The organism is Paenibacillus koleovorans NBRC 103111 (assembly GCF_004000845.1).
Taxonomy (GTDB): domain Bacteria; phylum Bacillota; class Bacilli; order Paenibacillales; family NBRC-103111; genus Paenibacillus_AA; species Paenibacillus_AA koleovorans.
Genome location: NZ_BIMA01000032.1, coordinates 40,245 through 63,984 on the forward strand (window position 1 = coordinate 40,245; position 23,740 = coordinate 63,984).

12 protein-coding genes are annotated in these 23,740 nt (G+C 53.2%); 11 read left to right on the forward strand and 1 reads right to left on the reverse strand.

Annotation, left to right across the window (positions count from 1 at the left end):
* The first annotated feature begins 51 nt into the window (after nucleotides 1-51).
* From PKO02S_RS12950 to PKO02S_RS12985, 7 genes are all read left to right on the forward strand, one after another.
* The gene (locus PKO02S_RS12950) at nucleotides 52-243 is read left to right on the forward strand and encodes a hypothetical protein (RefSeq protein ID WP_127583387.1); all 192 of its coding nucleotides are present in this window, start codon (nucleotides 52-54) and stop codon (nucleotides 241-243) included.
* Between the two features lie 403 nt (nucleotides 244-646).
* Nucleotides 647-1,657, forward strand: coding sequence for a S41 family peptidase (locus PKO02S_RS12960; RefSeq protein ID WP_127583389.1), 1,011 nt, complete (start codon nucleotides 647-649; stop codon nucleotides 1,655-1,657).
* Between the two features lie 66 nt (nucleotides 1,658-1,723).
* Nucleotides 1,724-3,907, forward strand: a complete 2,184-nt coding sequence (locus PKO02S_RS12965; protein ID WP_127583391.1) for a hypothetical protein — start codon at nucleotides 1,724-1,726, stop codon at nucleotides 3,905-3,907.
* A gap of 168 nt (nucleotides 3,908-4,075) precedes the next feature.
* A complete protein-coding gene (locus tag PKO02S_RS12970; RefSeq protein ID WP_246066962.1) occupies nucleotides 4,076-4,489 on the forward strand; it encodes a hypothetical protein in 414 nt (137 codons plus the stop codon).
* 534 nt (nucleotides 4,490-5,023) lie between these two features.
* A complete protein-coding gene (locus tag PKO02S_RS12975; protein WP_127583393.1) occupies nucleotides 5,024-5,728 on the forward strand; it encodes an aspartate/glutamate racemase family protein in 705 nt (234 codons plus the stop codon).
* 23 nt (nucleotides 5,729-5,751) lie between these two features.
* Nucleotides 5,752-6,441 (forward strand): hypothetical protein, encoded by a 690-nt coding sequence (locus PKO02S_RS12980; protein ID WP_127583395.1) that lies wholly within the window; start codon nucleotides 5,752-5,754, stop codon nucleotides 6,439-6,441.
* Between the two features lie 127 nt (nucleotides 6,442-6,568).
* Entirely contained in the window at nucleotides 6,569-7,588 is a 1,020-nt protein-coding gene (locus PKO02S_RS12985; protein WP_127583397.1) for a Gfo/Idh/MocA family protein, read from the forward strand.
* Between the two features lie 339 nt (nucleotides 7,589-7,927).
* Here PKO02S_RS12985 and PKO02S_RS12990 read toward each other — a convergent pair whose 3' ends face one another.
* Nucleotides 7,928-15,898 (reverse strand): fibronectin type III domain-containing protein, encoded by a 7,971-nt coding sequence (locus PKO02S_RS12990; protein WP_164821428.1) that lies wholly within the window; start codon nucleotides 15,896-15,898, stop codon nucleotides 7,928-7,930.
* A 262-nt stretch (nucleotides 15,899-16,160) separates the two neighbouring features.
* Between PKO02S_RS12990 and PKO02S_RS12995 the strand changes: the two genes are divergently transcribed.
* The 4 genes from PKO02S_RS12995 to PKO02S_RS13010 all read left to right on the forward strand — a co-directional run bounded on the left by PKO02S_RS12995 (nucleotide 16,161) and on the right by PKO02S_RS13010 (nucleotide 23,345).
* The gene (locus tag PKO02S_RS12995; protein ID WP_164821429.1) at nucleotides 16,161-17,141 is read left to right on the forward strand and encodes a Gfo/Idh/MocA family protein; all 981 of its coding nucleotides are present in this window, start codon (nucleotides 16,161-16,163) and stop codon (nucleotides 17,139-17,141) included.
* Nucleotides 17,142-17,243: 102 nt separating this feature from the next.
* A complete protein-coding gene (locus tag PKO02S_RS13000) occupies nucleotides 17,244-19,790 on the forward strand; it encodes a beta-mannosidase (protein WP_127583403.1) in 2,547 nt (848 codons plus the stop codon).
* Between the two features lie 158 nt (nucleotides 19,791-19,948).
* Nucleotides 19,949-21,574 carry a response regulator gene (locus tag PKO02S_RS13005; RefSeq protein WP_164821430.1) on the forward strand — a complete coding sequence of 542 codons (1,626 nt, stop codon included), beginning with the start codon at nucleotides 19,949-19,951 and terminating at the stop codon, nucleotides 21,572-21,574.
* Nucleotides 21,567-23,345: a cache domain-containing sensor histidine kinase gene (locus PKO02S_RS13010; protein WP_127583407.1), complete on the forward strand. Its 1,779-nt coding sequence runs from the start codon at nucleotides 21,567-21,569 to the stop codon at nucleotides 23,343-23,345. Before PKO02S_RS13005 ends, PKO02S_RS13010 begins: the two co-directional genes overlap by 8 nt.
* Nucleotides 23,346-23,740 lie beyond the last annotated feature (395 nt).

Genomic DNA, 23,740 nt, shown 5'->3' on the forward strand with positions numbered 1-23,740 from the left:
AGTGCTGCTGACTGTGAAATGTTAGTTAGATTTCGAAGGAGGAGTTCTTATATGTCACTTCAATCGATTTATTATGACGATAATATCAATGTGACTGTAAACGAGCAATCGAAGCAAGTTATGTTGGAGCTAAACAGCGGGGGGTTGCGAGCGAATTATGTAACCGTACATATGGGAAAGGCTGAGACCGAGCGTTTGATCGAGGCGCTACAGGCGGCTCTTCGACACTTGGAAGAAAAATAAAGTGGCGTAAAGAAAAAAAATTCACTCGGATGCTGCTGCGGCCAATATATTACCAGCCAACCGGAACCCAAACGTAGTGATATGCAAGAGTTGCACCGCATCATTCTGCAAGTAATGCCAGTTTGTAAGTTATGGTTCTTGGATGGTAAAAATAATGAAAATATAACGGTTTCTAATCCTAATATAGGATAAGGAGTTCACAACATAAAATATGCTGATGGAAAAACCAGAGAGTCTTATCAAAGAAATACTTAATCCAGACATATGCGAAAAAAATCGGTAAGGCGAGTGTGAGCGGATATTGCATTAAGTTCAAAACGCTAAATGATATAAACATTGTTATACTTGAAGCCGCCATACGATTCGGGGTTGAGAAGGGCAGTTTGAATTAGGAGGGGCTAAGATGGAGCGCCAAACCCACGGAGAAACGATTCAATCGCTTTCAACGTTGTTGATCCAAAACTATGTATTTCCCGACATGGCTCAGCGTATGCAAGAGGAATTCACACAACGATTGAACGACAACGAGTATGGAGGGATGATTGACCCTACAATTTTCGCGAAAACATTAACCTCTCAGCTACAAAATACTTCAAAAGACAAGCATTTGAATGTCCGCTATAACCCGCAGCTGCCTCCAACTGAGGATCGGGCGGAGGAGAAGGATACAGTACCGGCAGATCACTTTATGACGATGATTCAACTGGACAATTACGGATTTGTAAAGATTGAGCGGCTCCAAGGCAATATTGGCCTATTGGAATTTCACGCGTTTTTGTCGCCCGAGCATGCCGCGGAAACAGCTGCCAGTGCTATGACCTTTCTTGCCAACACATCGTGTCTGATCATCGATATCAGGAAAAATTTTGGTGGCGACCCCCATATGGTAGCGTTTCTAACCACCTATTTGCTCGATCCAGATCCGAAGCACTTGAATAGTTTTTACTTTAGGAAAAACGAGGAGATCAAGCAATTTTGGACTTTACCCTATGTGCCCGGGAAAAAATTCGGCGGCATCAAGCCGCTATACATCCTAACCAGCAATCGAACATTCTCCGCTGCGGAAGAGTTTGCTTACAACTTGCAGACAATGGGACGAGCTACTATCGTGGGGGAACGAACCGGAGGTGGGGCGCATCCTGGAGGCTTCCACAGGATTAACAACGACTTCGAAGTGTTTATCCCGTTTGGCCGGGCCATCAACCCGATCACTCAGACGAACTGGGAGGGAGTAGGAGTTACCCCCGATTTAGAAGTTCCTCAAGACCAAGCTTTCGAAGTGGCCTACTCCACCTTGCTTGAAAAGGAGTATAAACGGATTTCTGAAAATCCAATTCTAGGTGGAAAACGGTTATTAGATGAGCTCGAACGAGCCATTCGGAGCCATACTAACGCAGCTTCAAGTGTAGGATAACTGTACCCGTATTCCTGAGGTTTATGGTAAAATTAACCTCAAAAAGCAGATCAGGGGGATTTATCTATGTGGTACAAGCATAAGTGGGTACCTTATGCGGGTCTTCTCCTATTAGTTGCCGTATGCGCACCAACGTTCTGGATCCTTCAATCTCAGGAAGGCAAATCTGGACAACAAGAATCCAGCCTTACTACCAACATCCCCTCAGTCGAATCCACGCCGGAATCTTCGATGCTAGTCACGACAACAGCATCACCCATAAGCCCGTCTCTTGCGCCATCCGCAACACAGGCTACTGCGGTTGCTGGTGCCGCAACCGCCCGTCCGGCCAGCTCAACTCCGCTTCCCGCGATAGTCCCGCCGAAATCCCCTGCCCGATATAGCTTGGAGTCATCTTCGGCCTACGAGATTCAATGGGCGCTTGCTGTGACGACTTCGCTCTTTTTCGGACCGGATGGTACGGCTTATAGCTTCTCAACCCCATCGGCCAACCGAAAAAGCGTGATGCAAGCCATCAGCCCGGAGGGCAAAACGTTATGGCGGCTTGAACTGGACATGTCCAGCCTGATGCTGCTTTCGATGCAGTTCACCAAGTCAGGAACGATCGCCGTGGTATCCTATTCTAATGAATCGAATAACCAGAATACCGTCAACCTCCTTAGAAAAGAGGGCACTCGTCTCGCCTCCTGGACGGTTCCGAGCGCTAGATCCTGGCTATTGCTGCCCAACCAGGAGGTTGTGATCTCCACGTCGACCGGACTTCTGCAATATGACTCGAAGGGGACACTGAAGGCCCAAGCTGAAGATCCTGCCTTGAACGGACAACTGAATCTTGGGCCAGACGGCTCGATCTATCTGCAGACTCTTCAACCGAACGGCAAGTTTCACCGCTATATGAGAATGGACGCCTATCTCAAGCCTGTGTGGGAGCATCAGATGATAAATTCAAATCCGGTTCCCGTCCAGTTCACAGCCGATGGAGATCCGCTGCTCATGGAGAGCAAGGAGGGCTGGGTACGTTTGAATCGGGTGGACGGCCGAGTTGTTCAGAATCGTACAGTGGAGGGGATTTTCTCCTACAACATGACGTGCTATGCGGACGGGTGTTATGCTCCTTTCAGCCCATCAGGGGCCGCCTCACTAGCATGGGACGGCTCCGTCCGATGGAGCTTCTTTCCGAGTGATCGCCAGTATGGGGCTACCAAGTCCTACGTGACAGATTCCAAAGGGACGGTTGCTTTTGCCAACGACGGCGGGAATGTATTCGCCTTCGATGCGGCCGGCAAACCCCTCTTCGCTACAAAACGGAATAGCCCGGATTACATGAATTCCCAACTGTTCCTACTGCCTGACGGACGATTGCTGATCTATCAGGATTACGTCCTCAGCCTGGTGGCCCCCCTCTCCGATCAGAAGAAGACCGCCCAAGCCTATATCGAGTCCCTGCAGCCCAAGCCACTCGGAGACTTACAATTTTTCCACAAACAAGACTTGGATCTGGATGGGTACGAGGAAGTAATTCTAGCATTCGGCTATCCCGGGGCGGAAGCATCCGATGGAATTGGAAGCGTGTATGTGCTGCGGGAACGAGACGGCAAGCTGGAACCGCTCACGAACGACATCGTCCGAGCGTACGGAGTGGTGGAACTTAAGCTCGTTCGTCTGCAGAATCTCCCCCATACGTATATCTACGCTCAGTTGAGCAACGGCGGTCCCATGAACGGGTTCAGTATTCATGAAGTTGCGGGCAATCAAGTGAAAACCTTCGCCTATAGTGCGGCTGCATCTGGCTCTGGAACGGATGAGACTAAGGATTCGGATCATAATGGTCAGATTGATGGGTACGTTCAGCACCGGTCCAGCTATGACGTTCTTAATTACAGGGTGCGACGGCAGTATGATTTGCAAGACGGCAAGTTCGTTTGGCAGCGTTCTTCCGTCACGATCCCGAAATACCCGGAGTCTGTGAAGGACGTGATTGATCAATATGTGGCGCTTCGAATCTTGGAGGGGGAGAAGGATCCCGAGATCGGAAAACGTCTGGCGGAGTTATGCGTGTACAACAATGCCGGTGAGTTGTTGCTTTCCCAGTCCGACTTCCCCTTCGAGTTAAAGATGGAGGTACAGGAGTCCAAGGACACTGCAACAGCGACCGTCACGAATCTAAGCGTGAACCAAAAGCTGCAGCCGTTAACTTTTCATCTAGTGAAGAGAGAGGGCAAATGGCAGATCGACGTGATCTCGATTTGACCTAGGAAGAGCTCAATCCCATCTATCGTATATTATTAAAGGGATGACAATTTGCGAAAGTTACCATCGATGTGCAGATTAGTTCATTAAACGAACGGGCAGATTACCGCAACATTCGTATAATTTTAGCGTCCTTTCTTATAGGATATTTACGATGGAGGGTAATGCATGAGAATAGTAAAGATTGTTCTTCTGTTAATGTGCTTCATTTCAACAGGGTGTACAACAGATGAAATATTGATTACGTCAGATCAGATTAAAAAATCATTTGAGACATATGGTATTCCGTTAATAAAGCCAGAAGGATTAAGTCCAGAATATGTATTTTTACGGACCTTGCAAGATGTCAAACCGGAGACTTATACAATTAATCAAAATCAATTGATTAGTTTTTATGTTTATTCCTCCAGTCAGGAAACTGAAAAAGGACTCAAGGAGTTTGAAGATAAGACGGCAACAGCACTTGTTGTACCGCACACCAAATTTCAAATAGCAAATGTACTGTTTTACTATGTACACAATGGTTTCCCTAAGGATGAACGCGTTGAAGAAATAATTGAGGGACTAAAGGTTACGAAGTGACCTGTATTCATTAAGCTAACGGGTGAGTACGACAAGTTGAATAACCAAGGAGCAGTTCGTTATGGATTCGTTCTATTCTGTATGACAAATGAAACAGTTTTTCAAGGGAGGAACAATTGTAATATGTTGAGCATGAAGAAAACACTTTATTCTGTAGCAGTGTTTATTGTGTTATTAATATTAATTCGGGTGTTTGTAGACGCGATGTTGTCTTCAATTATTTCTGATGTCTATTTAGAGAACCTTTTAACTCTTTTGATATCAGTGGGACTTTCATTTTATGTGACTAAAAGGATTGTGTACGGGAAAACCAAAAAGAAATTATATTGAATGCTTCGGGAATTTGGCAGAGTACACGGCAGGTCAGTAAACCGCGGTTCTTTTCATAGCCGATGTTAATACTATTAATCTGGTTTTACACCAATAGTCACTGGTGTCGCTGATTGGGCAGGAACAACTACGAAGAAAGAGATATTTTCGGTTGCTCCTGGGGGTCGAAAGGCGCGCCTTAACCACAAGCGAGGAGACTGTACCATGAAAACGATTGGCCTGATCGGCGGCATGAGCTGGGAGTCGTCGCTGCTCTACTACCAAATTATTAATCAAGTGGTAAAAAAGAAACTAGGCGGCCATCACTCCGCCAAGAGTCTGATGTATTCCGTAGATTTTCACGAGATTAAGACTTTGCAGCATGAGGGGAACTGGCCGGAGGCAACAAGAATCATGGTGGAAGCTGCCCAGAAGCTTAAAGCGGGGGGAGCGGACTTGCTCGTCATTTGCACGAACACTATGCACAAGATGGCGCAGGAAGTGGAACAGGCGGTATCGATTCCCCTCCTTCATATTGCAGACGCTACGGCGCTTGAAATAGTAAAAGACGGCATCCAAAAAGTAGCGCTACTGGGAACGGCCTTTACCATGGAACAAGATTTCTATAAGGGTAGGCTTACGCAAAAGTATGGACTCGAGGTAATGGTGCCGAATGAGGTAGATCGAGCCGTTGTGCACGACATCATCTATGAAGAGCTATGCCTTGGGATAAAGAAGGAGGAGTCCAAGCAAGCTTATATAAAGATTATCGACGATCTTGTTCAGAATGGAGCAGAAGCCGTTATACTCGGATGCACCGAAATAACCCTCTTGATCTCTCAAGCCGATTGCAACATCCCTGTGTATGACACAACCAGAATTCATGCTGAAAGCGCTGTTGAGTTTGCTCTGGGCGTGATAAAGTTTTAAAGGATTTAATAAAGGGGGAGAAAATGAATTATAGTGCTTTAATCGAACAACTGCTAGAAGGCACCGAAGTTAATTCGGAAATAACGGAAGACGTGCTGTCCGAGCTCTACCATAGGCTTAGAAGTACGGATATGGAGGCTGCTGTGTGGGAAGAGTTGGTTTTTCTATATAAGCGGCCGCTCCCGAAAACAATCGCATATGATCTTATTGACAGAAACATTGCCCTCATTCATTTAGGACATACCAAACAAGAATATGAAGTGATGTGGAAATTAGCTGAGCTAGTGGACGAAGCCTTATTGACATTAGCTAGCGATATTTACACTCAACGTAACTTTAGCTTAGAAGAGACTGAGATTTTGTTTGATAAATTTCACGGCAATACATGGATGTTAGAGACATTAATTCGCAAGAACCCTTCCTCTCCTGAAAAGAGAAAATTGCTTGAGTCTGCCATACTAAAAAATAAAGATTCGGCTCGATTGCATAGATTGATAAACGTGCTACATAACGAACAGCTTGCGAGGAGAACGGATTTATCAAGCGAGGAATTTTATTTTCTTTTCATGACTAATGAACCAACGGTTTGGCTAGCACTGTCGCAAAACCCCAATACCCCAGTAGAGATTTTAAGCAAATTGCTAGTGGTAGAACATATGAATAAAGCAAAACGAATAAGACATGCAGCAAGACTAAATCTAAGCAGACATTAGAACCGTTAACAATACTAAACAAAAAACTAGTAGTTTATTTAAACCATTTTCCTCCTATTTCGACTTCCATTTATAGCGTGAAATAGTATGATTTCTATAGACCCTATTTTAGGAGGTTTTCATAACCATGAACAAAATAAAAGTAGCCGTCATCGGTTGCGGGGCGATCGCGCAGCGTCGTCATATTCCCGAGTATGAGCATAACCCGAATGTAGAGCTGATCGCCTTCTGCGATCCAGTGATAGCAAGAGCGGAGAAATATGCGGAGAAGCACGGCGCTAAGGCTTATGCCAATTACCAGGAACTGCTGCAGCACGAGAAGGTCGATGCGGTCAGCGTATGTACGCCGAACGCCCTGCATGCCCCGGTAGCGATTGCCGCTGCGAATGCCGGCGCCCATGTGCTAGTCGAGAAGCCGATGGCCGCAACCGCCGAGGAAGGGCAAGCAATGATCGATGCCGCCAGTCGCAACGGCGTGTATCTGATGGTCGGCCACAACCAACGTTTGATGCCGCCGCATGTGAAGGCAAAGGAAATATTGGAGAGCGGCAAATTGGGCAAGGTGCTTACGTTCCGTACCACTTTCGGCCATCCGGGACCCGAAGGTTGGAGCGTGGATGGACGAGACAGCTGGTTCTTCCGTAAAGAAGAGGCGATCATGGGTGCCATGGGAGACCTCGGCGTTCATAAGTCGGATCTGATCCGTTATTTGCTGAACGATGAGGTGGCGGATGTTGCTGCGTTTGTGAGCACGCTGCACAAGGAAGGCACGGATGTGGACGATAACGCGACCTGCGTGCTCCGGATGAAGAGCGGAGCCATTGGTACGCTAGTTGCGAGCTGGACGTACTACAAGGGCGGCGACAACAGCACGGTGCTGTGGTGCGAGAACGGCGTGATGGAAATCGGCGCCCCTTCGGGCGATGAAGTAACGGTGAAGTTTCGCAACGGCAATGTGGATACATACAAGGTCGGCGCTATGGCGACGAACGAGAAGCAGACGGATAGCGGCGTCGTTGCCGCGTTCGTGCAGTCCATCGTGACCAGTACCCCGCCGAGCATTTCCGGCGAAGAGGGGTTGCGCTCCTTGAAGGTTATTCTAGGCGCTTTCGAATCCCAGGCGACAGGCAGGGTTATCGCATTGTAATTCGCTACTTATGGAAGGTGCGATGAGATGAAACTACCCGCCATCAGCCATTTACTGTAGGCCAACATCAAACGTTTTGCGGACATGGAAGATTTTATTTGAGGGAAAAGTGGCGATTTGCTCACTTGGTCGTCGAATAAGGACTCCTGTGTCCGCTAAAACTCTACATTGCCCGCCGTTCCCGCCCGCCGAATCCGCCAAGTAGACCAAAATTACCCTACCTAACCTGCCACCGCCCGCCGAATTTCACCAAGTAGACTAATGTTACCACTCCCGACGCCAAGCAGAATAAGAGCCTGACCGGGATATCCCCAGTCAGGCTCTTATTGGTTCCTAAGCCTACTCGCCGTACACGTAGAGCTCCGTAAAGCCCCACCAGCCTGCACCGTTGGTGGCCGGCTCAACGCGCACATAACGTGCGGTTACGGGAGTGAAGCTGCCGTAAACGAATCTCGTCCCGTTGCCGTCTCCCAATCCGACCGTCGTCCACGTCGTTCCGTCCGTGGATACCTTGATTGTGTAGTCGATATTATAATTTTCCGCAACGGTGCCGTTATGGAACATCACTTGGTAGATTTCGTACTCCGCCAGCATGTCGACTTGATAGAAAGACGATGGTGTATGGACCGTAGTGTACCAGCGCGAGTTTCGTTTGCCGTCCAGCGCATTGCTCATGCTGACCGTATTGGAAGCGTAGGGGATCCAGCCCGTGCGGGAAAGCGTTCCTGCCGGTGGATACTCGAGTGTCCTCGGACTAATCGTGCTGCTGGCTGCCGAGGAGTTGCCCGAGGTATCGACCGCCTTGATGTAGAGCGAGTGGGTAGTATCGGCTGCGATACCGGTCAAGAGATAGGTCGTCCCGGTCACCGGTGTCACATTGACTTTCGTCCCCCCGAGATAGATGTCGTAGCCGGCAATGGCGACGTTGTCGGTAGAAGCATTCCAGGCGAGCGACAGGGTCGTTTGCGTGGATGCCGTTGATCGGAAGTTCCCAGGTACGCTTGGAGGCGTCGTATCTGGCGGGACATAGGTCGCGGTCGTCACCGTCACGCTATTGCTGGCGGACGAGGCGTTGTTCGACGTATCTACCGCTTTTACCGTAAACGTGTACGAGGTGGCTTGGGTCAACCCGGTAACCGTATAGGTCGAGCCCGAGACCAGACTGTTGTTCGCCTTCGTAACGCCATTGTAAACGTCGTACCCGGCAACGGCGATATTATCGGTCGAAGCCGTCCAGCTGAGCGAGACGGTCGTATCCGTTACACCTGTGCTGGATAAAGTCGGAGCACTTGGCGGAGTCGTATCCGCTCTGGTGACGACCACCGCATTGCTGGCCGCGGATTCATTGCCCGCGCGATCCTTCGCTTTCACGGTGAACGAGTAGGAAGCGACCGGATTCAGGTTGAAAGCGACGTAATTCGTGCTGGTGACCGGCAGCGCATTCAGCTTGGTCGAGCCGGCGTAGATGTCATAGCTGACGACGCCGACGTTATCCGTCGCGGCCGTCCAGTACAGCGAGACAGTCGTGCCCGTCTCGCCGGCGGACGTCAAGCCGCTAGGCGCGCTTGGAGCAGTAGTATCCGTCGCGGGCGTGCCGGACTCCATGGCGCCGAGGTCGTAGCCCGAGCCGATCGGCCGGTTGACGCCGAGGCGATCCGTCGGTACCAGCGTAGGCAACGAAGCGCCCGTATCAATAGCGGCGGAGGCCGTGCTCGGATTCAGCGCGTAGTTGCCTGCACTAGGATTGACGTACCAAGTCGATGGCACCGTTTCTATGTTGTTCGATGCGGTGTAGTTCCCGCTATTGCGCTTCTTGAGCGGCTTATCCATCAGGTTGTTGCGGATTTCTCCATTGCTGACGGCGAAGCGGGATTCGACGCCGCCAACGCTAACGCCAGGTGCGATATTGATCAGCGTATTATTCAGCACTTGGAAGCCTTGCGAGTAGGACAAATAAATGCCGGCGTCGTCGGTGTTGTGGATGACGTTGTTGCGAATGATGCCGCCGTAATGCTCTACGCCGAGAATGCCGTTGCGGAAATACTGGGCGCCGGTCGTGCCTCCGCCGAAGGAAATTGCAATGTCGCTGCCCTTGATATAGTTGTTCTCGAATATGGTATCGATCGAGCCACCTTTGGCGAAGAGAGCGTAAGCGACTGAGTTGTCGGTCGGGTAGTAAGCGTTGTACACGGAGTTGCCTCGTACGATCCAGCCCCGAGCGGCAATAATGTCGACCGCTTCGACGGCGCCGCGGGCCCCTCGAGTCGTGTAGCCCATGACGGAATTTTCGATGAGCCCGTAGTCGGAATAAAGCCCCCCTTGCGAATGAGCACCCGAAGTCGTCTTGAACGCCCCTTCTCCCAGGTCCCAAGCATAGATGTTATCTGCGTGGAAATAATTGGAGCCGGAATTGACTTGGATGGCATGGTAGTTGAATTCCTTGATCGCAAGATCGCGGATCGTCGCATAGTTGGAATTGTTCACCCGGATGCTGATGTCGAGTGCGCTCGTGATGCCCGGGCCGATAATCATGGTGTCTTGAGGAGTAGAGGTGGCGCCGCGAATCGTGATGTGATCCTTGTTCGTAATGTTGATCGACGTTGTTTGCGAATAGGTGCCCGCCGCCAGGGTAATGATGCGTCCCGAGGCAGGCGCCGTATCGATGGCGTTCTGCAAGTCGGCAAGCGACGTCACGATTACGCTGTCCGGAACGGCATAGGCAGTCGATCCGGTGACTACGTTGGAGATGGCCGAGACGTTGCCTACGTCGTCCGTTGTGCGCACCGCGAAGTAATAGGTCGTATTCGGCGATAATTCGTTGGCCTGATACACCATGGAGGAACCGGCGGTCAGCTGCAGCAGCTCGTCGATCGCTTCCGTAGCCGAGCTCCAATTCCCTTCCGTAATCGGCGAAGTCGAGTATCTCACCTCATACGACGTGGCTCTGCCCGTCTCGCCGTCGTCCCCAGGCGCCGTCCATCCTAGGCGGACGCTCTTCGGGCCTATCCGCTGCACCGCTAGATCATCAATAGCGGCAGGTGCTACTGTATCGGTGTTGGTGATCGTAGCCGTTACGACGTTCGACAACGCGGAGATGTTATTCGCCAGGTCCACTGTCTTCAGGGCGAAATAGTACGTGGCGTTCGTGGTCAGTCCGCCTACGGTCGCCAGCTCCGGTTGACCGCTGGTCTTCGGCAAGGACAGTCCGCTGACCGGAGTGGCCGAATTCCAAGTGTCAGCCGTAATCGGGAACGAAGCGTAACGCAGCAAATATTGTTTCGCTTGGCCGCTCGTTCCGTTGTCGCCCGGCGCCGTCCAGGAGAGATCGATGCTGTCGTAAGTCATGGATTCGTTCGTCAGGTCGCTCACGGCTGCCGGAGCCGTGTTGTCGCCCGGATCCGCATAAGCCTCGAATTCGATCGGAGTATTGAGTGCATGGACGCTGTTGTCCACTCGAACGTGGCCGTTCCCCCACACTCTTGCATAGCGGGCGGAGACCGGCGAGGTCAGATCGAACCATGTGCCGATGCCGCCTACAGGCTCTTGATATTCGGGATCCGTCCCCGCACCGAGGCCGACCGTATTATCTGCGTCGTTGTTGTAGACGACGGTAACGCCCGTAGAGAAGGTAGGATTGTTGGACAACAGAATGATCATGTCTTTGTTCGTCCTATACTTCGCGGCTGAATCGCCCCAGTCGTTGACGATGCGCAGACGGTTCACCGTATACGAAGCGCCCAGATCGACTTGATAATATTGCGGTCCGGCCGTTGTGCGAATGCCCACGTAGTCGTATACGCCTAGATAGCTGCCGTCCGTCACGACGCTCAGCGGCTTGGAGATCAGGTCGCTCGTGCTGGCCGTAACCGACTTGTTCGCGGCTACATTCACGCCCGCGGAGGTTGTGCTCGAAGCGATGTTCGAGATCGCGGAAGCGTTCCCTGCGTCGTCCAGCGTCTTCATGGCGAAATAGTAGGTCGTGTTTAGATTAAGACCGTACAATGTGAAGCCTTGCGCCGTTCCCGGCGCGGTCGGAAGCGGCTCGCCGGATACCTGCGTCGCGCTGCTCCAGTTCCCCGACGTGATCGGCGACGTGCTGTAGCGTATGTCCAGGCTGGTCGCGTTCCGAGTGACTCCGTCGTCCCCGGTATTCGTCCAAGCCAGGTCGACCGTCTTGTTCGTCGGGTTAGAAGCGGCCAGATCCGATACCGCCGCCGGAGCGATCGAATCGGTGCCGTCATAGATCAGGAGGAACGGCTGATTCACGGTACTCTCCGAGCTTTCGAATGTGGCCGTATACTTGTTCGCAGAGAGGTCGGCCAAGCGCAACGTGACGATATCGTCGCCGGCCAGCTGGCTGTTGACGAAATCGGTCACATCGACCTCGATCACGCCAAGCTCGTTCGTGAGGAACGTGCCGAGCGCCACTTCGTTCGTCAAATTCGGTTCTACGTTTTTCTTCGCCGTGGCTTCGGACCAGCTGTCGTCATACACGCCGAAGACGGTAACCGGAATATCCGTTCTTCCTGCGGTCCTCAGATTGAGATACAGCTTGGCATTCCAAGTCGAGCCGGACAAGAAGCCCGAGATGTTGAATTTCAGCAAGGCGTATATGTTCTCGTTGGTGTTTGTGTTGTGTTTGACGGTTAGATTTGCCGAGTTGCCCAAAATGCTTGCGCCGCTAATCGTCGTATCTTCGGCAGCATTGAACTCGGTCGTGCTGCTAGACGTCGTTGTAACGGCAAGCACGTTCGACAACCCTGATTCTTGGTTCATATCGTCGATCGTCTTCAGAGCGAAATAATACGTGCCGCCGGCAGGTATGCCGTAATACGTGTAGGATTGAGTCGTTCCCGCAACAGCCGGAGTCGGCTCGGCCTTCAGCGGTATGGCGGAAGCCCAATTGCCTGACGTGATCGGAGATGTGCTGTACCGCAAGTCATAGGCATGCGCGGTCCCGACCATACCATCGTCTCCGGGTGCCGTCCATGTAAGCGTAGCTTTGCGCATTGTGACATCGACGGCGCTCAGATCGCTGATGGCTGCCGGCGGTATCGTCTCGTCGGGCGTAAACTCGACCGCCCCGATATCATAAGCGGCACCGTATGGACGTGCCGTGCCGTAGTAGTCCGTTGGCACTTCAGTCAAAGTGGCCCCGGTATTGATGGCTGCCGACGCTTTCAGCGGATTCAATCGGTAATTGCCGCCCGCCGCGTCCACCATATAGTCGATCGTGGCGTTCAGAATGTTGTTCGAGCCCGTGTAAGTACCGGAATCTCTGTTCTTGATAATCCCGTTCATAAGATTATTGCTCACGATCCCGCTGCTCTGCACGTAACGGGATTCGATCGCGCCGACACCGGAGCCGACGCCCAAAATCGTATTGTTGTACACTTGGAAGTTGGTTGCTTTATTCATATACACAGCGGCATCCGTCGTCTTGATAATGATGTTGTTCCGGATGATGCCGTCGTAATGCTCGTAAGTACCGACCCCGTGCCGGAAATAGGCCGCCGCGGTACCTCCACCGCCGAACGAAATGGCAGTGAAGTTGTTGCGGAACTCATTGTTCTCGATGAGCGTGCCTCGAGAGCCGCCCTTCGCGAAGACGGCATAGGCAACGCCGTTTCCAACGCTTTTGTACGTATTCTCAAATCGGTTGTTTTGGATTTTCCAGTTCAAACCGGCGATTATGTCGATCGCTTCGACGACCGTATTGTTGCCGGCCGTGGTGTAACCGAAGCTGGAATTTCGGATCGTGCCGTAATCGGAGTACGGCTTGCCTTCGGTCCAAGTATTAGCGGTTACTTTGAAGCCGCCTTCGCCGTGATCCCACGCGACCATATTATCCGCCAGGAAGTAGTTGGAGCCCAGGTTGATCTTGACGCCGTGATATTTCGTATCCTGGGTCCTCAAGTTCTTAATGGTCAAATAGTGGGAGCCGTTTACGTCGAAAATTTGGCCGAGCGAGCTCGACATCCCCGGTCCTCGAAGCACGGTGTCTTCCGGATCGGACGTTTCGCCCTGTATCGTAATGTTGTCTTTCCCGTTGATCGTAATGTTCGACGTAACGTCATACACGCCGGCCTCGAGCGTAATGATACGTCCGGACTGCGGAGCGCCGTTGATGGCCGTTTGCAGCGCGGCGATCGAGCTGACCTGCACCGAATCGGGAGCGGCCGCTACCGTAGTCGCGCTGACGACGTTCGAGATCGGCGATACGTTCCCGACGGCATCCTTCGTCTTGACGGCGAAGTAATAGGTCTCGTTCGTATCGAGTTCATTCGCGTTATACACCATCGCTGAACCAGCCGTCAGCTGGATCTGCTCTTCGATCGCTTCCGTCGCCGAACTCCAATTGCCCGCCGTGATCGGGGAGGTCGAATAGCGAACCTCATACGAGGCGGCGGTGCCGGCGTTCAGGTCATCGCCGGGCGCCGTCCAAGACAGCTGGACGCTCTTGCTGTTCACGCGGCCCGCTGCAAGATTCGAGATGGCCGCAGGCGCCGTCGTATCGGACGTCGGCGTGGTGATGCTGATCACGTTGGAGATCGCGGAGGCATTAGCCTCGTCCTTCGCCTTCATAGCGAAGTAATAAGTAGTATTCGGCTGCAGGCCGCCGTAGGAGAACGTCTGCGTCGTTCCCGCCGCGAGCGGCGTCGGAGCGCCGGTCAGCTGGGTGGCGGAGCTGAAATTGCCGCTCGTAATCGTCGAGGTGGACATGCGGATGTCGTACTCGAGTGCCGTTCCCGTATTGCCGTCGTTGCCAGGAGCCGTCCATTCCAGCCCGACGCTCTTCCAGCCGACGCTGGTTGCCGTCAAGTCCGCAATGGCCGAAGGCGGAGTTACGTCTTTCGATTTCGCGAACACTTGTACCTCTACCGGTGTATTCGAGGTGTTCGTCGTGCCTGCCGTGCGCGTATGTCCGTTGGCCCAGAAGCGGACGTAGCGGGCTTCCACCGGCGTCTGCAGAGGAATCGTCCAACCGGCTCCGTCCACCGGCTCGACATAGACCGGGTCGGTGCCGGCTCCAAGGCCGAGCGTATTATCCGCATCGTTATTGAAGACCGTGACGACTCCCGATGTGAAGCCCGCGTCATCGGCCAGCTGCACGACATAGTCGAGACCGTAACGCGGCGCGTCCGAACCCCAGTCGCTGCGCAGGTTCACGCCTACGATTTCATAGTCGTCGGCCAAATCGACTTGTACGTACTTGGCGCCGTCGGAAGTCGAGATCAGAGCGTAGTCGCTGCGGGTAAGCACGCCGTTCGTGACGCTTGTCAAGGAGGTTCCGCTGCCGGCGGTCCCATTGGAAGTCACGGTTTTGTTGAGCGCGACGTTAACCGACAGAGGCAAGGTTACCTCCACCGCATTGGATAAGGCCGAAGCATTCGTGAGCCCGTTCACCGTCTTGATGGCGAAGTAGAGCTTCGAATTGCTAGTATTGAGCGGGAGTCCGGTGAGTGTCATCTGCTGCGTCGTACTGACTGCCGCAACTGCCGGCTCGCCTACGACCCGCTTGACGACGGCGCCGTCGTTCCAGTTGCCTTCGGTGATCGGCACGGAGGCATAGCGGATATCGTAACCGGTGATGCCGCTCGTCCCCGGACTGGTCCAGGACAGCTGGACGGAATTGTTGGCGAGATTGCTTGCAGCAAGAGTGGAGATGGAGGGCAAGGTGTTGTTTAATCCAGGGAGAGAGGCGTAAACTTCAATCTCGATCGGAGTGTTGACTGCGTTGTATGCGTTGTTCAGCGTCCGGGTATGCCCGTTCGCCCAGTATCGGACATATTGGGCGTTGACCGGGGTGCCGAGCGTGACCGTCATGCCGTCCCCCGAAGAGGGTTCGACATACTCGGAGTCGCTGCCTGCGCCAAGACCGGAGCTATTGTCCGCATCGTTGTTATAGATCGTGGTCACGCCGGAGCCGAAGGTCGAATCGTTCGAGAGCTGGATGACAATGTCTTTGCCGGCTCGCGGAGCATCCGGATTGTAATCGTTTACAATATTGACCTTGGTGATGGAATGCGATTCGCCTAAATTTAACTGCACATACTTGGCGCCTGCCGAAGTGCTGATGAGCGCGTATTCCGCTGCGGAACGATTGCCGTCCGTTACAAGGGAAAGGCGTTTGCCGTTGCGGGACGCAATGCCGTTGGTCGTTACGTCCTGGATGCCCTTGGCCACGTTGACCTCGATGGAAGCGGCAGCGGCTGGAGCGGGGGGAGCCCCGAAGTACCCGAAGCTGGTTGCCACTAAAGTGGCGATAGTCAATACGGTTAACGATTTCCTGGATTTCCTTAATCTCATTAAATGCACCGCCATTTTCTTAGAATTGTTGTTTGTCCAAACTGCCGATCAGAGTTCATGGAGACATTCTAAGTAAAGCTCACCTCCTTTTTTACAAAAATAAGCGCTTACAGGAAAGACACCTCCAGTATACTGCTAGAAAAGTTAGCTGATTATAGGACACTTCTGTTGTATAGAGAGATGAATTTGGCTGAAAATGGATGTTTTCCTTGTAGTTGCTGGCCTCCCGTTTTATGATAGACCTCAAAAGGAGCGATCTGCTATGAACGGAGAAAAGCTGGGAATCGGCCTCTATGGGGCGAATGGACATCAAATTCACAGACTGCTGCAGAACCATCCGAAGGCGGAGCTGCTGGCGCATGTAGGCTTGGAGACTGTGATCGACCCAACGAAAATGCCGGAAAATGTAAGTGTCCAAGCCTATGATTCGCTGGAGGCCATGCTAGGGGACTCTCGTCTGTCCGTCATCTCGCTGTGCTCGCCCTATCGAAGGGATCAGGCTCGAGATGCCGTTCTTTGTTTGCAGGCCGGCAAGCATGTACTGGCGGAGAAGCCGTGCGCCTTGCAGGAGAGCGACCTCGACGCCATTATTGAGGCAGCCGGTCGGAGCGGCAGACATTTCAGAGAGATGTCGGCACTGGAGTTTGCCCAGCCCTATATGGCCATGCGGGACATCGTCCGCTCGGGGGAAATCGGTGAAATTGTGCAGGTGTTTGCGCAGAAATCATATCCCTACCACGACCGACGGCCGCAAGACCCCGATGTAGATGGAGGACTGGTCGGGCAAGTCGGGATTTATCTGCTTCGCTTCATAGAGCAAGTTGCTATGCAGCGAGTGATCGACGTGACGGCGGTCGAGACCGCATTAGGGAACCCGGTGCCGGGAGGCCGGCTGAGTATGGCGGCCACGCTAACGATGAAGCTGGAGAACGGCGGAGTTGCGTGCGGCGTCGCGAACTATCTCAATCAGCCGGGGTTCGGCAAATGGGGGAACGACCATCTACGCCTATTCGGAACGAAGGGGATTCTCGAGTCGACGGATGGCGGAGCTCGAACCCGACTGGTCATCGGAGATCGGGATTGCGGCAGCATCGACTTCGAGAAGCCGGGCTATACCGAATTCGACCGGTTTCTGGACGCCATCTTATTGAACGCTCCCGCTTCGGCTGAAAGTCTGGAGTCTATGCTGCATCCGACCCGAATGGCGATTCGCGCCATCCGCTCCGCGCAAAGGAATCGCTGAACGGAGCGATAACCTCGGATTTTTCCCAGTAAGATTCAAGATTGCCTCATAGGAGACGGTTCTCCTTTCCGCTAAGATGATGGGGAAAGGGGAATCGTCGACATGGAGAACAGCAATTGGATCAAGCTAAATGAAGGTTGGTCGATACGGTCATTGGAGACGGCGGAGGAACTGGCGCCGGCGGTCCATCGGCCTGATTATAAGGGAGAGGGTTGGCTGACGGCGGCGGTGCCGGGAGATGTCCATACCTCCTTGCTGGCGCACGGCGTCATCCCGGATCCCTATTATTCTACGAACGATCATGCATGCCGCTGGGTAGAGGCGAAGGATTGGGTGTATCGCCAAGTATTCGATGCTCCGGTCCAGGAGCCTGCGGGTGGCCGGGTGTTCCTGGATTTTCAAGGATTGGACACATTGGCGGCGATTTATCTGAATGGGACGGAGCTGGCGCGAACGGACAATATGTTCGTCCCGTTGTCGCTCGATGTGACCGGTCGGCTGCGGGAGACGGACAACGTCCTCGTCGTACGGTTCGAATCCGTGGTAGAAGCGGCCAAGCAGAAGGACGTCTCTAAGTTCTGGTCCAAGATCAATTATGAACGTATCTGGTTCCGGAAGTGCGCGGCTCATTATTCCTGGGACTGGAGTCCGCGGCTGGTTACCACCGGCATCTGGCGGGAAGTTGGCTTGCGCATAGTCGATAGCGCTTCGCTCCGGCATGTGTTCTTCCGTACGCTGTCGCTCGAGGCGGACGGTTCGGCTACGGTAGCTATTGACGCTGAGGTTGATCGAAGCCCGGGTTCAACCGCAGAGCTGGCGATGAGCTACAAGCTGAGTCGAGGAGGCCGCGAGTATCGGTTCGAAGCGGCTGTCGGCGAAGACGGACAAGCTTCGGTGCAATTCCGGGTGGAGCAAGCCGAGCTTTGGTGGACCAACGATCAGGGGACGCCTAGCTTGTACGAGCTGGATACGCAGCTGCTGGCGAACGGTCGAATTGTGGATGAACGGAGGCAGGAGGTCGGCATCCGCACAATAGCCGTGAAGCAGCGCTCGGAGGACGGCAAGCCCCGGTTTACGTTCGTGCTGAACGGCCGCGAAATTTATGCCAAAGGCGGCAACTGGATTCCGGCGCACAATCTCCCCGGCTCTCTGACCTCGGAGCGCTACGTAGATTTGATTGAGCTTTCCCGTCAAGCAAACATGAATATGCTGCGCGTCTGGGGAGGCGGCATTTACGAGGAGGACATCTTCTATCAGGAATGTTCTCGGCAAGGGATCCTGGTGTGGCAGGATTTCATGTTCAGCTGCAGCGAGTTCCCGGATTACGACCGCGACTTCATGGCGAACGTAGCCCGCGAGGTCGAGCACAATGTCAAGGCGCTCCGCAGCTATCCTTGCATCGCCATCTGGTGCGGCAACAACGAGAATCAGGCCATTCACAGCGAGAAGATGTACTACCGCAGCGATTACCGCTTCTATGGCGAGAAAATATTCCACGAGCTGATGCCTTCCATTTTGGAGCGTCTCGATACGACTCGACTGTATTGGCCGAGCTCGCCGTGGGGCGGCAACGATCCCAACAGCTTCGACGAAGGCGATCAGCATAACTGGGCCGTATGGGCCGGTGACGTCTATCCGCGACACTACGGCGAGGCTTCCAATATGAACGTCTCCGCTTACGGCATTTCCTATCGCCGCTACGCCGAGGATACGTCCAAATTCAGCAGCGAGTTCGGCATACACGGCAGCACGGTGAAGGAGACGCTGCGGCGCAGCATCCCGGAGTCCGAGCTGTATCTGGGCAGCTTCGAGCTCGATTATCGCAACAAGGATTACGAGCCGGAGAAGGCGACGATTACGATGGCAGCCTACTCGGGATTGCCGTCCGACCTGGACGAATACATCGACTTCTCGATGCTGTGTCAGGCCGAAGGATTGAAATTCGGCGTAGAGCATTTCCGCCGCCGCAAGCCGGAGAACAGCGGAGCGCTCATCTGGCAGCTGAACGATTGCTGGCCCGGGATCAGCTGGAGTCTGATCGACTATTACTTGTTCCCCAAAGCTTCCTATTATTACGCCCGGCGATTTTTCAGTCCGATCCTGCTGTCCTTCCAAGAGAGCGGCGGACGTATCACGGTGTGGGTAACCAACGACACGGATACGCGCTTCAGCGACACGATCGTGCTGGAGGTGACCGACTGCTTCGGTAACACCGCTTATGAGGAGCGCATTCTTGCCGATGTTGCCCCTAATCATTCGAAGCAGATCGCGTCGTACGAAGCGGCGGAGACGGAGTGGAGGTTCGGGGTGATCAACCGCCGCGACCGATTCATTCGCATCGGCAGCTCGTATCCTGAGGTTTATGACAATTACTTCTTCTTCGCGGAGCAGAAAGATTTGCGGTTCAGCCCTTGCCGACTGCAGTCGACTTGCACTCCGACGGCTGACGGGTTCGAGATCGAGCTAAGCACGGATCGATTCGCCCGCTTCGTGAAGCTGGAATGTCCGATCGATCACACGCTGTTCTCCGACAATTACTTTAATATGCGGCCAGGCGAGCGTAAGAAGGTGCGAGTAACCAATCGTAAAGGAAGTCCAGTGAAGCCTGCCGACATTCGCATCAGCGCGCTGAACGGCGTCAAGCCATAGAGCGACCGACCCTCCATTTCCCGAATGCAATTGGGAATCGGAGGGTTTTATCTTTTAGTTAGACAGAATTGGTTTCCAATAAATATTTCGACTCAACATCGATGCCGGATGGTATAATGCTTGAAAACCGTAAGAGAAAAAGAACGGGGGCCAACGAGATGTACAGTGTGCTTGTTGTAGACGATGAGAAGGAAATTCGCAATGGTTTGGCTTCTCAAGCGCCTTGGAAAGAGTGGGGGTTCGATCGGGTGTATACCGCGGACGATGGTCCCGGGGCGCTAGAGTCCGTCGCGCGTTATCCCGTCGATTTGATCGTCACCGATATCCGGATGCCCCTGATGAGCGGACTGGAGCTGATTCGGGAGCTGGAGCAAATCGGCTTCGACGGCGGCATGATCGTGATTAGCGGCTATGACGATTTTCAATATGCGAAGGAAGCTTTCAAGCTGGGGGTGACGGATTATCTCCTGAAGCCTGTCAATCTACAGGAGCTCGCCAATGCGGTGAAACAGACCGTAGAAGCGCTGCAGAAGCGGCAGCAGGACCGCCATCGGGAAATTACTATGCGTCAAAGCATGGACGAAATGCTTCCACGCCTTCGGGAGGAGACGCTGCTTGAGCTGTTCGATCGGCCCTATCGCAAAGGGCTCGAGGCCAAGCTCGAATATCGGTTCGGACAGCTCGGACTGGAGTGGCTGCCGGAGCAAGTATTTCAGTTGGCCTTGTACGGCATCGATGATTTGAAAGCGCTAACGGAACGGAAATCCGACCGCGAAAAAGCGGATCTGGAAGCTGCCGTAGGCGGCGCGATTCAGGATTATCTGGATGAGCACGCCGTCGAGGATTCCATTCTTGTGAAGACCCGACAAGGCTTATGGATCTGCATGTACACGCACACAGACGATCTCGATTGCGAGGCGCATTCCATGGGGATTGCGGCCCGTGTCAGAGAAGCGGTCTCCGTCTCGGTCAGCTTCGGGCTTTCAACGGAATGCGGAGGCCTGGAGCGGCTTTATGCCATGTACCAGGAAGCGGAGGCCGCGCTCGTCTATCGCAAGGTAAGCTGGAATCCCGAGGCCGGGGTGGAAGCGGGCATGACGCCTTCCGTGATGAAGGGCGCGGAAATTTTGCAAAGCGCCCGGGCTGTTGCGGAGCGACTGGTCGCCGGCAGCGAGGAGGACATCGATAGGATGATGATGGGATTTCCAGAGCTGGCGGCTAGCTGGGGTGTGAAGCGAACGAGCGATTTGCAGCACAAATCGTTCGAGTGGCTGTTGGGCGTATTTCGCCAAGCTCAGAAGCTGGGATGGAGAGAGACGGAGTGGGAGCAGAACGTAATCTTCATGTGGGAGGACCTGGAGCGATTCGATACGTTCGAGTCGTTGCAGCAGCAATTGACGCAGCAATTGATTCGAACGTCCGCCAGCATTCAGCAGCAGTTCGGGGGACAAAATCAGATCGTGCTCGAGGCGGAGAAGTATATCTCGGAGCATTTCTGCGAACCGATCACGCTCCAGTCGGTTGCCGACCATGTGCATGTGACGCCGGTTTGGTTGAGCAAATTGTTCAAAAAAGTGACCGGCTACAACTTTCTAGAGTATTTAACCAAATCCAGGCTTGACAAGGCTCGCGAGCTGTTGAAGGATCTGAATCTGAAGGTGTACCACATCAGCGAGATGGTCGGTTATCAGGATAAGGTGCATTTTTCCAGGTTGTTCAAGAAAAGGTTCGGATTGACGCCTCAAGAGTATCGCAATAGCCGGGTGAACACGCTTGATGAATAATCGATTTCGCGAAGCGAGCCGTTTTTCCATTCGTCATAAATTCATGATTTTGTTTATTATCTTGATCGTGTTCCCTTTTGGCTTCGTCGGGTATTTCTCTTACCACAAATCGATTGAAGCGATCCGCCAGGTCAATACCGAAGCCTCCATGGAGATCATGGACAAGAGCGGCAAAAATTTGGACAATTATTTGAATATGGCCAGTAATTTTCAGAACGAGCTGATGTTCTCGGAGGAGCTGCAGAATCTGCTGGCTACTGAGCCGCAGACCGATCTGGAAGAGCTGCTATTCGCCGAGCGGTTGATTAAATATACCGGATTGCTGCAAAATCAAACGAATGGGTACACGATCCGGTTGTTTCCGATCGATCCCGACCGATACAAGTCGTTCAAGTATACGATCTTCAATGGGCTCGATATTGAGCGGGAGGCTTGGTTCAAGCGGATCCGAGACAACTCTCCTCCATTCTGGGAGCTGTTCCTGCCGGAGCATAACCCTACTATTTATACCGAACCGACCCTTTCCAAAATCAAACAGCTCTACAGCCTCAAAAACCGGGAGGAAATCGGCGTCGTCGTCATCGATATTAAAGTTTCGCTGCTTAACAAATTTCTGGCGCCGCTGCAGATGAAGGAATCCCAGCAGTTGATGCTGCTAGATGAGAACCAAGTGACGATGTACCATCAAGACACAAGCCGCCTAGGCACTCGTCTGGAAGACGGTCGCCTGACCGAGTTTATCCGCAACCAGGAGCGTGGCTCGGGCACGTTCTCGATCGATGGAATCGACTACGCGGCGACGTTCACTACATTAAGCAACAACGGCTGGAAGCTGGTGAGCATGGTGCCGCTGGCTGTGCTGGCGCAGCCGGTCTCCAGGATTGAGACGCTCAGCTTATCGTTTCTATTTTTCTACCTGCTGCTCTCGATCGTCATAGTCGTCTACATTACCGTCAAATTCACGGGGCCGATCCAGAGGCTGGTGAAAGCGATGCGCAAGGTGGGCCGACAGGATCTGTCCGAGTTTGGCCAGCAGATCGACCGCAACGACGAGATCGGATGGCTGTACCGCGGCTTCGATCAGATGGTGCATCGGATCGATCAATTGGTGCAGAGCGCGGAGAAGGCGGCCCAGGACAAAAAAGAGCTGGAGTTTCAAGTGCTGACCCATCAAATCAATCCGCATTTCCTCTACAATACGCTGGAATCGATCCGCTGGAAGGCGGAGAGCCGTCAGGCCAAGGACATCAGCGAGATGGTCAGCGAGCTCGGTAAGCTGCTGCGGCTCAGTCTGAACGACGGGAAAGAGCTGACGACGGTGGAGCGGGAGCTGGAGCATGTGCGCGCTTATGTGAAAATCCAGAACAACCGGACCGATATCCCTATTCGGGTTATCTTCCTAGTGGAGGATGAGCTGCAGCAGCTCCCTTGCCTCCGCCTGCTGCTCCAGCCGCTGGTGGAGAATTCCATCAAACACGCCAACGGCCATGTGAAGGAGGACGGCATCAAAATCGTCATCAAGGGGAGGATGAACGGAGCCAGCATTTGGTTCGAGGTGAGTGATAACGGTCCGGGCTTCGGCGAGCATGCGGAGACGCTGCTGGCGGTTCAGACGGATGAACCTGCTCGTCGGCAAGGCGTAGGGCTGCGAAATGTGCACGATCGGTTGCTTACCTATTTCGGCGTGCCCTATGGGCTTAGTGTACGGAACGGACCGACAGGCGGGGCCATCGTAGAGTTTGCGCATCCGATACTTAAGGCTACTAAATAATGGCGGATTACGAGCAGCCGGGCTTTGGCTGCTTTTTTGTGGCTGTATGATTGCCAGGGGTGGTGGCAGGTTGGACAATGAGCCCGTCACAAGTGTGACAGGTTGTTGCAAACGGGGAGAGAGAACGGAAGTTGGCTGATAACAAACATAAGTTTGCTATATTCCGGGAAATATCGGAGGTTGGGCGCCTAACAAACGGATATTCGGTATTAGCAAACGGATTATGGGCATTAGCGGGGGTTGCGTTTGGTATTGTGCCTTGGGGTGGGCGGGATATCAGTGTATCCCGCCATGTTGACCCATAAATACCCTCCATTGCACCCAGACACTACGCAGTCCGAAAAAGTCGGACTAGAGAGACGGTTGTTATCCGGATATGCTCCCTAGTCCGAATT